The following is a 15,463-nucleotide window of genomic DNA, read 5'->3' as shown; positions in this document are numbered from 1 at the left end:
GCCCGGCCGCTCGTCACCCAGCAAGATGAGGATAGTCATGAAACGCATTCATCTCCCCCTCCTGCGCGCATCGGTGATGGCCGCGTGCGCGGTCGTCGCGACGGCGTCGTTCCCGAAGGTGTCCCCGGATGACCTGAAGGCGCTCGACGGCCCGCTGACGCCGATGGGCGCGGTGCGCGCCGCCAGCAAGGACAGCGGCGTGCCCGAATGGTCGGGCAAGTGGCTCGGCACGCCGCCCGACGTGCAGTACAAGCGCGGCGGCCGCTACCCCGATCCGTTCGCGAGCGACAAGCCGGTCGCGACGATCACCGCGGAGAACATGGCGCAATACGCCGAGCACCTGACCGACGGCCAGAAGGCCATGTTCAAGCGCTATCCGGCCACCTTCAAGATCGTCGTCTATCCGAGCCATCGCGATTTCCGCTATACGGATGCCGTCTACAAGGACATCCGCACCTATGCGCCCGACTCGACGATGACGTCCGACGCGAACGGGCTCACCAACGCGCCGCCGCAGGTGCCGTACCCGATCCCGAAGAGCGCCGCCGAGCTGCTGTGGAACCAGCGCATGTCGTCGGCGATCGGCACCGAACAGGCCACCTACGACCAGGCGGTCGTCTATTCCGACGGCAACATGGCCTGGGGCAAGGTGCGCTACGACATCTACTCGCCGCGCAACGTCGGCAAGTACGACGTGAAGAGCGACCTGAACAACCGCACCTATGCGCGCGTCGCCACCGACCTACCGCTGTCCGACCGCGGCTCGCTGATCCTGTCGTTCACGAACTGGGACAAGGCCGGTGCGGACAACGCGTCGCGCACGTGGATGTACAACCCCGGCACGCGGCGCGTGCGGCAGGCGCCCGAATACGGCTACGACCAGCCGATGGGGCCAGGCGGCTTCCGCACCGTCGACGACGATCGCCTCTTCAACGGCTCGGGCGACCGCTACGACTGGAAGATTCTCGGCAAGCGCGAGATCTACGTGCCGTACGACAACTACAAGGCGATGGACACCTCGGTCAAGTACAGCGACCTGCTCGGCAAGGGCCACGAGAACCCGTCCTATATCCGCTACGAACTGCATCGCGTGTGGGTGCTGCAGGCGTCGCTGAAGAGCGGCTATCGCCATCAGTACGCGAAGCGCGTGCTGTACCTCGACGAGGATTCGTGGATCACGCTGCTCGCCGACAACTATGACGCGCGCGGCCAGCTCTGGCGCACCAACGTTGCCACGACGCTCTACGCGTTCGATGCGAAGACGTTCTATCCGGGCGTCGTGTTCTACCACGACCTCGTCTCGGGCGCGTACATGGCCGACCGCCTGACGAACGAAGGGCCGATGCCGAAGCTCGACAACAGCCCGCAGTTCACCGAGGCGTACTTCTCGCCGGACGGGATCCGCAGCTCGGGCAACTGACGCAGCACGCCCGCGCCCCACGCGCCGGAGCCCCGCTCCGGCGCACGACGCCGCCCGCGACGGCGGCCTGTTCCATTCAAGATTCGAGGGCTCTTTCATGTCTTCCCGCCTGCATACGACGCTCGGCGACGAGCTGTACGCCGCGTGGCACGCGCGCGCTCCAGTCGCGCCGCTGTCGAGCCGCCCGCGCCGCCTGTCGCTCGACGACGCCTACCGCATCCAGCAGCGCTTCATCGCACGCCGCGTCGAACACGGCGAGGCTGTGGTCGGCAAGAAGATCGGCGTGACGAGCCAGGCCGTGCAGGACATGCTGAACGTGCGCCAGCCCGATTTCGGCATCCTGCTGTCCGGCATGCACTATGCGGCCGGCGAGGCGATTCCCGCCGATTCGCTGATCGCACCGCGCGCCGAAGGCGAGATCGCGTTCATCCTCGCGCGCGACCTGCGCGGCCCCGGCATCGACCGCACCGACGTGATCGCCGCGACGGCCGCCGTCGCGCCCTGCTTCGAGATCGTCGATTCGCGCATCCGCGACTGGGCGATCCGCATCGAGGACACCGTCGCCGACAACGCGTCGTGCGGCGTGTACGTGCTCGGCGACGCGCGCGTCGATCCGCGCACGCTCGATCTCGCCGCGTGCGAGATGACGATCGAGAAAAACGGTGAGCCTGTCGCGCAAGGGCGTGGCGACGCGGCGCTCGGCCACCCCGCCGACGCGGTCGCGTGGCTCGCGAACACGCTCGCCGCGTACGACGTGCCGCTGCTCGCCGGCGAGATCGTGTTGTCCGGCTCGCTGGCGAAACTGATTCCGGTCACGGCCGGCGATGCGCTGTCGATGCACATCTCCGGCATCGGCAGCTGCGACGTCCGCTTTATCTGAATAAAAGGAATCCTGATGAAGAAAATCAAATGCGCACTGATCGGTCCTGGCAACATCGGCACCGACCTGCTGGTCAAGCTGCGTCGCTCGCCGGTGCTCGAACCCGTGTGGATGGTCGGCGTCGATCCGGCATCCGACGGCCTCGCGCGAGCGCGCGAGTTCGGCTTGAAAACGACTGACCAGGGTGTCGACGGGCTGCTGCCGCACGTGGCCGCCGACGACATCCGCATCGCGTTCGACGCAACGTCGGCGTACGTGCACCGCGACAACTCCGACAAGCTCACCGCGCTCGGCGTGAAGATGATCGACCTGACGCCCGCCGCGATCGGGCCGTACTGCGTGCCGCCGGTGAACCTCGACGCGCACCTCGACAGCGCGCAGACGAACGTGAACATGGTGACCTGCGGCGGCCAGGCGACGATCCCGATGGTGTACGCGGTATCGCGCGTGCAACCGGTTGCTTACGGCGAGATCGTCGCGACGGTGTCGTCGCGCTCGGTCGGCCCCGGCACGCGCAAGAACATCGACGAATTCACGCGCACGACGTCCGGCGCGATCGAACAGGTCGGCGGCGCACGCAAGGGCAAGGCGATCATCGTGATCAATCCGGCCGAGCCGCCGCTGATCATGCGCGACACGATCCACTGCCTGACCGACGGCCCGCCCGACGTCGACGCGATCACCGCGTCCGTGCATGCGATGGTCAAGGAAGTGCAGCGCTACGTGCCCGGCTACACGCTGAAGAACGGCCCGGTGTTCGACGGCAATCGCGTGTCGGTCTTCATGGAGGTCGAAGGGCTCGGCGATTACCTGCCGAAGTACGCGGGCAACCTCGACATCATGACCGCCGCCGCGGCCGCCACGGCCGAGCGTTTCGCCGAACAGATGCTGGCCGCGACGGCCGCCACCGCTTGAGTTGAGGAGCCACGCAATGTCACTTGCAGGCAAGAAGATCACCGTCCACGACATGTCGCTGCGCGACGGGATGCACCCGAAGCGCCACCAGATCACGCTCGACCAGATGCGCAACATCGCGCGCGGGCTCGACGCGGCCGGCGTGCCGCTGATCGAGGTCACGCACGGCGACGGGCTCGGCGGTGCGTCGGTCAACTACGGTTTCCCCGCGCATACCGACGAGGCGTACCTGAGCGCCGTGATTCCCGAACTGAAGCGGGCGAAGGTGTCGGCGCTGCTGCTGCCGGGCATCGGCACCGTCGAGCATCTGCGCATGGCGCACGCACTCGGCGTCGGCACGATCCGCGTCGCGACGCACTGCACCGAGGCCGACGTGTCGGAGCAGCACATCGGCCTCGCGCGTACGCTCGGGCTCGATACCGTCGGCTTTCTGATGATGGCGCACATGTCGTCGCCAGAGCAGCTCGTCGTGCAGGCGAAGCTGATGGAGTCGTACGGCGCGAACTGCATCTACATCACCGATTCGGCCGGACACATGCTGCCCGACGACGTGACCGCACGGATCGGCCAAGTGCGCGACGCGCTGAAGCCGGACACGGAACTCGGCTTCCATGGCCATCACAACCTCGCGATGGGTGTCGCGAACTCGGTCGCAGCGGTTGCCGCCGGCGCGAACCGGATCGACGCGGCCGCGGCCGGCCTCGGCGCCGGCGCGGGCAACACGCCGATGGAAGTGTTCGTTGCCGTGTGCGACCGGATGGGGATCGAGACGGGCGTCGACGTGTTCGCGATCTCGGACGTTGCCGAGGATCTCGTGGTGCCGATCATGGACGCGCCGATCCGCCTCGACCGTGATGCGCTGACGCTCGGCTATGCGGGCGTTTACTCGTCGTTTCTGCTGTTCGCGAAGCGTGCAGAGGCGAAGTACGGGATTCCCGCGCGCGACATCCTCGTCGAGCTGGGCCGGCAACGGCTCGTCGGCGGGCAGGAGGACATGATCGAGGATGCGGCGCTGACGATGGTGCGGGCGCGGGAGGTGGCGGCCTGAGTGGACCATCACGCGAGGACGCATGACGAGACGGGGCGCACGCCCCGTTTTGCATGTCGGGATACCGTCACATCGGCGACAATCATCATACAATTTCGCATCGTCCGTGGCCGCCCCTGATGCGGCTATCCAGTGTGGCGCTTTCCCCTGCTCCGTCTTCGATCGATTGCCCGTTCATGGCACATATCACTCGTATCGCGTTTTGCGGCCTGCGTCGGCTCAATGCGTTTCGCGGCTCCGGCGGCGATCCGTTTCTGGACTGGATTCGATCGCGGAGACCCTACTGCTTTGCCGACGTCAACATCCTGATCGGTGGCAACGGCGGCGGAAAATCGACACTGATCGATCTCATCGATTCGATCCGCGATCCTGATCGGCTGGTGAGCCTGCCTAGGGAAAACATGTGGGCCAACTCGGTATCGGCGTTCGAAATCGTGTTCGGCGACGGGAGCGTGTACGCCGGTCGCGCCATATCCAACCGGATTGACGGCGTGGCAGAGGCAGACAATGTGGCCGGCAACGACCGCGACGAACTCGATATCCAATACCTGGAATTGCGTTATCGCGGATCGGATCAGCAGCGCGCCAGTTTCGAGAAGAACGTCAGCAAAATCGGCCTCGACGATATATCGCGGGATGAGATTCACTCGCTCACGTCGATGCTTCCCTGTCACATCTGCTACTGGCAGGAACCCGTCGAACCCGACATGAAATCCGTTTGCCGGATCCTCAATCAGGCCGCCGAACATTTGCCCGGCATCCTGTCCGCATCCACCCTCCTCGGTGACGACGGACGTATCTTCGAGTCGACGCTAGCGTACAAGCGCGCAAATCCCTTCGGCCTGCATGGCGACGACAGGCTGGACATCTGGTTGTCGGACGATGTCAGGCAAAGCAACCATGTCCATTTCCATTCGCTTCCGGCCGGCTGGAAGCGGCTCGTATCGATCGTCCACTGGCTGGAACACACGGAAAACGGGTCGATCTGCCTGATCGAAGAACCCGAAACGCACCTGCACCCGACGCTCCAGCGGCACCTCGCACGCGAGATCGATCGCATCGTGCACGACAGGACCCTGCAACTCTTCATCGCAACGCACTCCCCGGTCTTCCAGCAGGTCAACGTCTGGGAAAATACGGCCAAGGTATTCGCTGCGGTTTCCAACGAGATCGTCGAATACACCGACGCCACCGGCATGCTCGACCAGCTCGGCATCAAGGCGTCGGACATTTCGCAAAGCAACGGGATCGTCTGGGTCGAAGGCCCGTCCGACCGGATCTACATCAAACACTGGCTGGCGTTATGGTGCAAAGCCAACGACAAGCCGGTGCCGATCGAGAATGTCGACTATTCGTTCTCGCTGTATGGCGGCGCATCGCTCGCTCATTTCAGCGCACAGGACACGAACGAATTCATCGCCATGCTCCGGATGAATCGTCATTGCGCGATCGTCATCGATCGCGATCGGGATTTCGAAGCCGACGCGCAAGGTCGACTCCGTTGCAGCCGCGCCGGCAGCGCGAAAGGTCGCGTGATCGACGAGCTCCACGATCGCCCTGACACCGCGGTATGGATCACCGAAAAGTACACGGTCGAAGGCTATCTCCCTCCGTCGTTCTTCAACCGGTACTTTTCGATCGACGAGCGGGACGTGATCTCGACCACCCGGCAAAAAGTATCGATCGCGCAGCAATACGTTCGCAGCGCCGACACGCTCGACGATTGCGCGCCCGGCACGGACCTGCTGCAGCAACTGGAACGTCTGCATACCGCCATTGACGCCTGGTCGCATTAGGCCGCGGGCATCCGGATTGCTCGCGGTCGAGGGGGTCGCCGCATCGCCGCGTCGTCTGCTGACACCACGCTGTCAGCAGACGGCGCCTAACCTCGACCGATCGCTCGAAACGAGGATTCCCACCGTGGCCCATCCCGGACAACGCGCCGAAGCGGCCTCCCGCACCGCCGAACGGCGCGGCATGACGCTGCTGACCCTCTGCCTCGCCGTCCTCGTCGCGCAGGTCGACACGGCCGTCGTGAATCTCGCGACGCGTGCGATCGGCGACTATTTCCACGCGGGCGTCGGCGCATTGCAATGGGTCGTCGACAGCTACAACCTCACGTACGCGGTGCTGCTGCTGACCGGCGGGCTGCTCGCCGACCTGCACGGTCGACGCCGCATCTTCATCGCGGGCACGGCCCTCTTCACCGTCGCATCGCTGCTGTGCGCGCTCGCGCCTTCGGTGCCGGTGCTGATCGCCGCCCGCGCGCTGGCCGGCGTCGGCGCCGCGCTGCTGCTCCCGGCGTCGCTCGCGATCGTGCGGGTGGTGTGGCGCGACCCGGTCGAGCGTGGCCGCGCACTCGGCATCTGGGCCGCGTGCAACGGCGTGGCAATGGCGATCGGCCCGACACTCGGCGGCGTGCTGATCCGGCACTTCGGCTGGCGCAGCATCTTCTTCGTTGTCGTGCCACTGAGCGTCGCCGCGATGCTGCTTGCCATCCCGGCGGTGCCCGAGTCGTCCGATCCGCGCGGCCGGCATGTCGACGTCGGCGCCCAAGTCACGGGCGCGCTCGCGCTCGGCACGCTCGCGTATGCGGCGATCGTGTTCCGCGATTCGCCGGTCGCGTGCGTGCTCGCGGGCTGCGTCGCGATCGCTGCGCTCGCCGCATTCGCGTCGATCGAACGGCGTCACGGCGCGGCCGCGCTCGTGCCGCTCGAACTCTTCCGGATCGGCGCGTTTCGCGGCGCGATCGCCGCGACCTCGGGCATGACGTTCGGGATGTACGGCGTGCTGTTCCTGCTGCCGCTCTACTGGCAAGGCACCGGCCGTCTCGATTCGACCGGCGCGGGCCTCGCGCTGCTGCCGATGGCGCTCGTGTTCGTCGTCGTATCGCCGTGGTCGGGGCCGCTGTCCGAACGCATCGGCTCACGTGCAACGACGGCCGGCGGGGTCGGACTGATCGCGAGCGGGCTCGGCGCGATCGGTGCGTCGGCCGGTTCGTCGAGCCTGCTCGGCGCCGAACTCGGGCTCGCGTTGACGGGGCTCGGTATGGGGATCGCGACGGGGCCGTTGATGACGGTCGCCGTCGGGGCGGTCGACGCCGCGCGTTCGGGCACCGCGAGCGCGCTCGTCAACGTTGCGCGCATGACCGGCGCGACGCTCGGCATCGCGGTACTCGGCACGCTGTTCGCGGCCGCGCACGGCGGTGCAGCCGGCTTGCGCGCGGCGATGTTCGCCGGCGCGGCCGTTCAGTTGGCCGGCGCCGCGGTGTCGGCACTCAGCATGCAAAGTGCGCGGCTGGCGGCATAACGCGTCGCGGCCTCGCTCATGCACCTGTCCATGCCGACATGGCTTCACGCCGCCCCAACCGCGCACCGCCCCGGCCGTCAGCGATGCTTCGCGCCGTGCCGTTTGCGCCGATGCGCCTCGCGCGCCTGCAGCAGCGACGGCATCAGTTCCTCGATGTATTGCCGCGCCTGCCCGCGCGTCACGACCTCGCTGAAACGCTGATGGGCCTTGTCATGGCCGACCAGCGCCGCATGCGCTTTCTTCAGGATGTGCAGAAACGCGATCAGGCTCGTGCCGTCGCGCACGGGCAGCGCATCGCGCGGGTCGAAGGCCGGTGTTGTGCTCATGATCCGATCCTTTGCGGGCAGTCGCTGCGGCACGTCGTGGTGACGAGCGCCAGCAGGTCGTTCGCGAGACGGTCGCGGTCGGTCAGCGGCGCCAGGCCGAACAGCCGCTCGAGCGTCGCCGCGACCGACGCATGATCGTATGGCGTATGGTCGACCTGCCCGGCCGCGACCCACGGCGAAATCACGATCGCCGGCACCCGCACGCCGTACAGGTCGAACTCGAAGCCGCTCGCGTTCAGCGTCGCCGCCGCGCCATCGTTCGGCGGCGGTGCGGCGCCTGGCCTGACCGAATCGTAGAAGCCGCCGTGCTCGTCGTAGCAGATCACGAGCAAGCTGTTGTTCCACAGCGGCGAATTGCGGATCGCGTTGTACACGCGCGCGGCGAGCTGGTCGCCGCCGGCAAGGCCGTCCATCGGGTGTTGCGAGCTGCCGTTCTGGTAGGTGCCGTGCACGATGTCGCCGTAACCGGGCTCGATGAACGTATAGCGCGCCGTATAGCCGGCCGCGAGATCGGCCTCGAAATGCGCGAGATCGTCGACGTCGAAGAAGCTGATGCCCTTCAGCGACGCGACCTGCGGCACGTGGCCGAGCGGATCGCCCGTCTGGTCCTGGTAGATGCGCCAGTTGTCGTCGCCGAGCGCGGCGAAGATCGACCCCTTCGGATACGGAAAGCCGTCGAACGCGTCCCACCCGGCCATTTCTTCCTTGGTCGGCGAATGGTCGAGCCCGGCCGACGACGCGCCGTGCAGGAAGAAGCGGTTCGGCCAGGTCGGCCCCGGCATCGACGCATGCCACGCGTCGCACAGCACGAACGCGTTCGCGAGCGCATACAGCGACGGCGCCTGCGTCGCGATGTCGACGCCCTGCATGATCTTGCCCGCATCGGCAGGCTGCGGCGGCGTGCCTTCGTCATGCGAGGTCGCGTAGTTCGACACGAATCCCGTATTGCCGACCGGCGGATACGGCTGCCCTTTCACGAACGGCACGCCCGCGCCGCAAAGCTGCTCGAGCACGTCGGTGAATTCGTGGCACGGATCGGTCGGCATCCGGTCGGGCGCACCGCCGCCGAACGGATAGACCGCGTCGCCGTACGCGTTGCTGTTGCCCGGCGACGCGGCGACGATCTCGGGGTAACCCAACAGCGCGAACAGGTGATCGAAGGAACGGTTCTCGAGCATCAGCACGAACACGTGCTGGATGCGGTCCTGAACCGACGGGGATGCGGGGGCTGCGTCTGCACTCATGGCGCCTCCTGGCGTCGCGCGACGAAAGTCCTGCTGGCACGGTCGTTGGCCCGCTGAAAGCCACTGAAGGAATTGAAAGCCGTGGCGCGGGCCGCGAATTGCCGACGAGTGTACGACCGCGCCGGCCCGCGCGTAAAGCTGCACGAGAACCGCGTTGCGGCCGGTGCGTTCAGCCGTCGGCCGACGCGGTTTTCAGCGTGACGACATCGCGCCGCGGCGGCGCACCGAACATCCGCGCGTATTCGCGGCTGAACTGCGACGCGCTTTCGTAGCCGACGCGATACGCGGCCGTTTCCGCGTTCGCCGCGCCCGCCCCCTCAGCGCATCGAGGTGTCGGGCGGGATGGCGCTCTGTGCGTTGACTTTCGTCGATCGGCCCGATACGATCGATGCACTTTCAAGACGCCCTCCCGGTCCGCCGGGAGGGCGTTTCGTTTTGGTTCCGCCAACCAAAAGGAAGCCCCTTGAAATGAACCGTATCGACACCCTCACTTCCCGCCCGAACAGCGGCCTCGGCTACCTGCAGCACGGCACCGGCCCCGAATGCGTGATGGTCATGCACGACTGGCTCGGCGACCATACGAACTACGCGGCGCTGCTGCCGTATCTCGACGAAGCAACGTTCACGTACGTGTTCGTCGACCTGCGCGGCTACGGCGAATCCATCCATCTGTCCGGCGCCTGTACCGTCGACGAGATCTCGGCCGACTGCCTGGCGCTCGCGGATCGGCTCGGCTGGCAGCGCTTCCACGTGATCGGCCATTCGATGACCGGCATGGCGACCCAGCGGCTCGCCGCCGACGCGCCGTCGCGCATCAAGAGCGCGATCGCCGTGTGTCCGGTGTCCGCGGCCGGCAATCGCCTGAACGACGACGCGCGCGCATTCTTCGCGCGCACGGCCGTCGATGACGATGCGTTTCGCCGGCTCGTACGATTCGTGACGGGGGGATTGTCGGCGCGCTGGGCCGACGTGAAGCTGCGGCAGAACCGCGAGCGCGTGGCGCCGGATTGCCGGCTCGCGTATCTCGACATGCTGACCGGCACGGATTTCGTCGACGACATCCGCGGGCTCGACACCCGCTTCCTGGTGATCGTCGGCGACAAGGATCCGGGGCTCGACGAAGCGGCGATGCAGGCGACGTTCCTCGCGTGGCATCCGAACGCGCGGCTCGTGACGCTGCCGAATTGCGGGCATTACCCGATGCAGGAATGTCCGCCGTACTTCGCGATGATCGTCGAGGATTTCCTGCGGGACGCGGCCGCCTGAGCGTTGCGCACGCGCGGCGGCCGGTAAAGGCGGTATTGGCCGCCGCGGCATGACGATGCCGGCGACGACCGGTGGACGGCACGCGATGTGTCGTCCACCCGGCTCGTCCGGCCTCGTCGGCCGGACGGGATTCGATCGGCACGCGGCGGCGCGCCGATCGTTACCGCTTAACGGCGCGGCTGGCCGGTTCGCGGCGGACGCGGGGAATTCGCGTCCTTGTGACGGAAGTTGATACGACCCTTGGTGAGGTCATAGACCGACAGCTCCAGCGTCACGCGGTCGCCCGCGAGAATGCGGATGTGGTTCTTGCGCATGCGGCCCGACGCGTACGCGCCGACCACGACGCCGTTTTCCAGCGTGACACGGTATTTGCTGTCCGGCAGCACTTCGTCGACGATTCCGTCCAGTTCCAGCAGTTCTTCTTTTGCCAAACCAATTCCTCCAGACAAGGTAATTGACCGCGGCCGCGGCGATCTGCCCGGCGCCGTGCCCACAACGGGACGGCGGCCGGCAGGCTGCCGGGGATCGGTTCGTTCAGACGGGCCATGGGCCTGTCTTGCGATCGGAGCCCGGCGCGTTGCGGCGTTCAGGCGGTCGGTGGCGGCGGCGCACGAAGCGCCGCGCAAGTCGGGACCGCGCCTGCTACGGCATGGCGGCGGTCTGCTCAGGTTGATGCGTTGAAGCGGTGATGCGCTCGCGAAGCGGCGCGCGCTTTGCGAAGGCGTTGCGTCGCACGCCATTCTGGCATGCGATGAAAGAGGCGTCACGACCGATGCATCGTGAATGTCGCGATGCATCGGTCGTGCGCATCGGAAACGCGCCGGCTGCCGCCGAAGCGGCGCCCTGCGCGCAAATCCATCCGGCAGCGGCCGCCGTGTGGCGGCCGTTGCCGATGCGGCTTACTGCGGCGTGATGTTCGACGCTTGCAGACCCTTCGGGCCGCGCTTCACTTCGAAGCTGACCTTCTGGCCTTCGGCCAGGGTCTTGAAGCCCGTGCCGCGAATTTCCGAGAAATGGGCGAACAGATCGTCGCCGCCGTTGTCAGGGGAGATGAAACCAAAGCCCTTGGTTTCGTTGAACCACTTGACGGTACCGGTATCCACAATTACTTCCTTAATACAAATGACGAATAATTGAACATGCGCCCTCGACGGGCACAGAAAGAATCAAAAGAGGGAGAGACCAACGACCGCCGCACGGAGTGCGGCCAATGATGAGCAATCGAACTTCTTGAACACTTCGGTCATGGACACTACGCGGTAGTGGCCGTTTCGTCAAGTCATTTTGATGCGGCGCACCAGCCCACCCGCCGCGTGCGCCTTATGCGGCGGGTGTTACCGGCCGACGGGACCTGTTTCGATACGCCCCCTTTTTCGCTCGGCCAGCCGGCTTTTACTGCGGCTCGAACACGTGATGCAGCGCCGGCGGTTCCGCACCGTCCCGGATCCGCATTTCGAATGCCTTACGCGCGACGCTCGTCGGCCGCACGTCCGCCACGTCCAGATAGAACTGCGAATACCAGTCGCGCATCTGGTACAGCGGGCCATCGCCTTCGCACAGCAGCGGGTTGTCGATCCGCGTCTTGCTGTGCCAGATGTCGACGTCCTCGTAGAACGCACGCTGCGCTTCCTTCACGTACGCGTTCGCGATCTCCATGTTCTGCGCGTCGGACAGCCCGGCCACCTTCTTCACGATCACGCCGTAGCGCAGCTCGAAGCTGTTCATGTCGATCGGCACGTGGCAGTTCAGCAGCACCGAGTGGATCGGCTGCCCGCCGCTCTGCCCCGTCATCTGCGTGATGTGCACGGCCGGCCCGAAATACGTCGACAGCGCGGTCAGCGCGTCGCCGCCGAGCTTCTCGCTGCGGCCGACCATCAGCTGCGTCGCCTTGTGATCCTCGAACAGGTTCGCGAAATAGTCGATCGGCGCGCGGTGGACGGTCGCGAAGTGCGCGACGTCCGAGATGTTGTCGACCAGTTCGCGGCAGTTGGCCTGGATCACCATCTTGTCGACGACCCAGTCCGACCATTCATCGGAGAAGCACACGTCGAGGCGCGGAATCGCGACTTCCGGCGGCGGCGCATTGCCTTCCGGGTCGTTCCACACGAACAGCAGGTTGTTCTCCTCGCAGGTCGGCCATGCGCCGATGCGCGCCTTCGGCGGAATCCGCTTGCAGTACGGGATCGACGCGCACTGCCCTTCGCCGCTCCACGCCCAGCCGTGGAACGGGCACACGAGGTGGTCGCCCTGCACCGTGCCGAGGCTCAGGTCGGCGCCCATGTGCGGGCAGTACGCGTCGACGACGTTGACCTTGCCGGTCGAATCGGCGAACGCGGCGAGCTTGCGGCCGAAGGCGTTCAGCGTGTGCGGCTTGCCGTCCTTGAAGTCGCGGGCGAGCCCGAGGCAGTGCCAGCCACGCGCATAGCGCTGCGCGAGCGGCTGGGCTTCGATCTTGTAAGGGCGTGCGGACATGTGGGTTGACTCCTCTTGTGGAGAGCGCGCGGCGGCCGGCCGCGCGCGGGGGAAATGGGGGCGCCGGTCAGCGCATCGGGTTGCCGGGTTCGAACGCGGGCGACGGCTTCAGCGACGCCGGGGCCGCGGGCGACGGCTGCTGCTTGTGCAGCACGCGGCGCTCGGCGCGCTCGACGCCGAGCCACGCGGCGAGCGCGGGCAGCAGGAACACCGCGCCGAACAGGTTCACGAGGAACATGAACGCGAGCAGCACGCCCATGTCGACCTGGAACTTCAGCGCGGAGAACGCCCACGTGCCGACGCCGATGAACATCGTGACCGCCGTGAACAGCGCCGCCGTGCCGCGCTGGCGCATTGCATCGGCGAAAGCGTCGGGCAGCGTCGCGCCGTGGCGGATGTCGTGCTGCAGGCGCTCGTACAGGTAGATCCCGTAGTCGACACCCACGCCCACGCCGAGCGTGATCACCGGCAGCGTCGCGACCTTCAGCCCGATGCCGAGCCGCGCCATCACCGCGTTGCACAGGATCGACACGAGCGTGAGCGGCACGATGATGCACAGCACCGCGCGCCACGAGCGGAACGTGACCGCGCACAGCAGCGCGATCGCGCCGAAGATCGACAGCAGCATCGCGACCTCCGCGTCGCCGACGGCCTCGTTGGTCGCGGCCATCACGCCGACGTTGCCGCCCGCGAGCCGGAACGCGACGTTCGGCGTCGGGTTCTCGGCCGCGAAGCGCTTGATCTCGTCGACGATGTGCGCGATGGTCGTGCCTTCGTGGTTCTGCGTGTAGATCAGCACCTGGATCGCCTTGCAGTTCGCGGTGTTCATCCCGTTGTCGGGATCGAACGCGTTGGAACCTTGCGTGAGCCCGTCGCTGGAGCGCGGCAGCGCGGCCCAGCGCGGATTGCCCTCGTTGAACGCGGCGATGAACACCTTGCCCTGCGACGCCACGCTCGTCACCGACTGCACGCCGGCCACGCCGCGCATGTTCATCTCGAACTTCTCGATCGCGCTCATCACCGGGTAATGCAGGCACGCGTCGTCGAAGCCGGTCGTCTCGACGATCACCGACAGCACGTCCACGCCGATGTTGTACTGGTGCGTGATCGCCGCGTTGTCGACGTTGTAGCGCGAGTTCGTGCGCAGTTCGGGCGCGCCGGTGCCGATGTCGCCGATCTCCAGCTTGCGCGATTCGAGCGTGCCGTACGCGAGCAGCGCGAGCGCCACCGCGAACACGCCGAGGGCGGGCGCCGGCCGTGCGAACACCGCGAAACGCGCCCACTTCCCGCTGCCGCCGGCCGCCGCCGTGCGCTGCGCGCGGGCCAGCGTGCCGCGTTCGAGGCGCGTGTACGACAGCAGGATCGGCAGGAACACCTTGTTCGTCACGATCATCAGCAGCACGCCGAGGCACGCGGTGATGCCGAGTTCGCGCACGATGTCGATCCGGATCCGCATGATCACCATGAAGCCGAGCGCGTTGGTCAGCAGCGCGACGGTGCCCGGCACGAACAGCTTGCGGAACGCGTCTCGCGCGGCATCGGCCGACGATGCGCCGCGCACCAGCGCCTGCTTCCACGCGTTCGTCATCTGCACCGCGTGCGACACGCCGATCGAGAAGATCAGGAACGGCACGAGGATCGACATCGGATCGATGCCGAGCCCGAGCAGCGGCAGCGCGCCGAGCAGCCACACGACCGGCAGCAGCGCGACGACGAGCGCCAGCACGGTGGTCTTCAACGAACGCGTGTAGGCGAACAGCAGCGCGGCCGTCACGAGGAACGCGAGCGCGAAGAACGCCATCACGCCCGCGATGCCGTTCTCGACGTCGCCGACCAGCTTCGCGAAGCCGATGATGTTCACGTCGATGCCCTGTTTCGCGTATTTCGCGCGGATCTCCTCGAGCTGGCGCGCGACCGCGCTGTAGTCGAGCCGCTTGCCGGTGGCCGGGTCGGTCTCGCGCAGCTCCGCGCGGATCAGCGCCGACTTCAGGTCGTTGCCGACGAGGCGGCCGATCTGCCCGGAGCGCGCGACGTTGCGGCGCACCTTTGCGAGATCGTCCGGGTTCGCGCTTGAGAACTGGCCCGGCACGACCACGTCGCCGCGAAAGCCGGCCTCGGTCACCTCGGTGTAGTGGACGTTCGGCGTGAACAGCGAGAACACGCGCGAACGGTTCACGCCGGGGATGAAGAAGACGTCGTCGGTCGCGTGGCGCAGCGCGTCCATGAAGGTCTGGTTGTAGATGTCGCCGTCACCCTTCCAGCGCAGGCTCACGAGGATCGTGTTGGCGCCGGGGAATGCCCCCGCGTAGCGCTCGAACACCTGCATGTACGGATGCTCCATCGGGATCATCTTGTTGAAGCCCGGATCGAGCTTCAGGCGCGTCGCGGACAGGCCGAGCGCGAGCGTCACCGCGACGCACAGCACCAGCAGCAGCCGGCGGCGGCGGATGATCGTGTCGGCGCAGCGCTCGACGAACGCGGCAAGGCGCGATGCGGGAACGGCTTCAGGGGGACGTGACAGGTCGTTCATGGGAATTCTCTTGTCGATGCGGACGATGCGAAATGAACGGAAACAGGCAGCAG

General features: G+C 66.7%; 13 protein-coding genes and 1 pseudogene. 7 read left to right on the top strand and 7 right to left on the bottom strand.

Annotated features, from left to right (window positions below):
• Window positions 1-37: 37 nt before the first annotated feature.
• The 6 genes from ACN8ZM_RS34330 (at window position 38) to ACN8ZM_RS34305 (ending at window position 7,572) form a co-directional block, all read left to right on the top strand.
• Complete coding sequence (locus tag ACN8ZM_RS34330; RefSeq protein ID WP_043186603.1) at window positions 38-1,420, top strand: DUF1329 domain-containing protein; 1,383 nt, start codon at window positions 38-40, stop codon at window positions 1,418-1,420.
• Between the two features lie 97 nt (window positions 1,421-1,517).
• Window positions 1,518-2,300 carry a 2-oxopent-4-enoate hydratase gene (dmpE, locus tag ACN8ZM_RS34325; RefSeq protein ID WP_089452856.1) on the top strand — a complete coding sequence of 261 codons (783 nt, stop codon included), beginning with the start codon at window positions 1,518-1,520 and terminating at the stop codon, window positions 2,298-2,300.
• A 15-nt stretch (window positions 2,301-2,315) separates the two neighbouring features.
• Window positions 2,316-3,215: an acetaldehyde dehydrogenase (acetylating) gene (locus ACN8ZM_RS34320; protein WP_089452855.1), complete on the top strand. Its 900-nt coding sequence runs from the start codon at window positions 2,316-2,318 to the stop codon at window positions 3,213-3,215.
• 16 nt (window positions 3,216-3,231) lie between these two features.
• Window positions 3,232-4,263: a 4-hydroxy-2-oxovalerate aldolase gene (gene dmpG / locus ACN8ZM_RS34315; protein WP_420213228.1), complete on the top strand. Its 1,032-nt coding sequence runs from the start codon at window positions 3,232-3,234 to the stop codon at window positions 4,261-4,263.
• A 176-nt stretch (window positions 4,264-4,439) separates the two neighbouring features.
• Window positions 4,440-6,059 (top strand): AAA family ATPase, encoded by a 1,620-nt coding sequence (locus tag ACN8ZM_RS34310; RefSeq protein WP_420213227.1) that lies wholly within the window; start codon window positions 4,440-4,442, stop codon window positions 6,057-6,059.
• Between the two features lie 181 nt (window positions 6,060-6,240).
• Window positions 6,241-7,572: an MFS transporter gene (locus ACN8ZM_RS34305; RefSeq protein ID WP_420213338.1), complete on the top strand. Its 1,332-nt coding sequence runs from the start codon at window positions 6,241-6,243 to the stop codon at window positions 7,570-7,572.
• Between the two features lie 77 nt (window positions 7,573-7,649).
• On the opposite strand, the gene ACN8ZM_RS34300 is transcribed toward ACN8ZM_RS34305, so the two are convergent.
• The 3 genes and pseudogenes from ACN8ZM_RS34300 to ACN8ZM_RS34290 form a co-directional block, all read right to left on the bottom strand.
• Entirely contained in the window at window positions 7,650-7,898 is a 249-nt protein-coding gene (locus ACN8ZM_RS34300) for a hypothetical protein (protein WP_089452845.1), read from the bottom strand.
• Complete coding sequence (locus ACN8ZM_RS34295; protein WP_420213226.1) at window positions 7,895-9,142, bottom strand: alkaline phosphatase family protein; 1,248 nt, start codon at window positions 9,140-9,142, stop codon at window positions 7,895-7,897. The genes ACN8ZM_RS34300 and ACN8ZM_RS34295 overlap by 4 nt, the downstream gene beginning before the upstream one ends.
• Before the next feature lie 169 nt (window positions 9,143-9,311).
• Window positions 9,312-9,452, bottom strand: a pseudogene (locus tag ACN8ZM_RS34290) (AraC family transcriptional regulator); the annotation flags it as partial.
• Window positions 9,453-9,610: 158 nt separating this feature from the next.
• Between ACN8ZM_RS34290 and ACN8ZM_RS34285 the strand changes: the two are divergent.
• A complete protein-coding gene (locus tag ACN8ZM_RS34285; RefSeq protein ID WP_420213225.1) occupies window positions 9,611-10,408 on the top strand; it encodes an alpha/beta fold hydrolase in 798 nt (265 codons plus the stop codon).
• Between the two features lie 167 nt (window positions 10,409-10,575).
• Here ACN8ZM_RS34285 and infA read toward each other — a convergent pair whose 3' ends face one another.
• The 4 genes from infA to ACN8ZM_RS34265 all read right to left on the bottom strand — a co-directional run bounded on the left by infA (window position 10,576) and on the right by ACN8ZM_RS34265 (window position 15,410).
• On the bottom strand, window positions 10,576-10,839 hold the full coding sequence (gene infA, locus ACN8ZM_RS34280) for a translation initiation factor IF-1 (RefSeq protein ID WP_011355053.1): 264 nt from the start codon (window positions 10,837-10,839) through the stop codon (window positions 10,576-10,578).
• A gap of 468 nt (window positions 10,840-11,307) precedes the next feature.
• Window positions 11,308-11,511: a cold-shock protein gene (locus ACN8ZM_RS34275; RefSeq protein WP_006483056.1), complete on the bottom strand. Its 204-nt coding sequence runs from the start codon at window positions 11,509-11,511 to the stop codon at window positions 11,308-11,310.
• Window positions 11,512-11,800: 289 nt separating this feature from the next.
• Window positions 11,801-12,880: a Rieske 2Fe-2S domain-containing protein gene (locus ACN8ZM_RS34270; RefSeq protein WP_089452841.1), complete on the bottom strand. Its 1,080-nt coding sequence runs from the start codon at window positions 12,878-12,880 to the stop codon at window positions 11,801-11,803.
• Window positions 12,881-12,947: 67 nt separating this feature from the next.
• Window positions 12,948-15,410 (bottom strand): efflux RND transporter permease subunit, encoded by a 2,463-nt coding sequence (locus tag ACN8ZM_RS34265; RefSeq protein WP_420213224.1) that lies wholly within the window; start codon window positions 15,408-15,410, stop codon window positions 12,948-12,950.
• Window positions 15,411-15,463: the final 53 nt, after the last annotated feature.

The sequence above is a fragment of the Burkholderia aenigmatica genome, from assembly GCF_048627025.1.
GTDB classification, from domain to species: Bacteria; Pseudomonadota; Gammaproteobacteria; order Burkholderiales; family Burkholderiaceae; genus Burkholderia; species Burkholderia aenigmatica.
The sequence above is the reverse complement of the archived record's forward strand: the minus strand, read 5'-3'. Positions and strand labels throughout refer to the sequence as shown.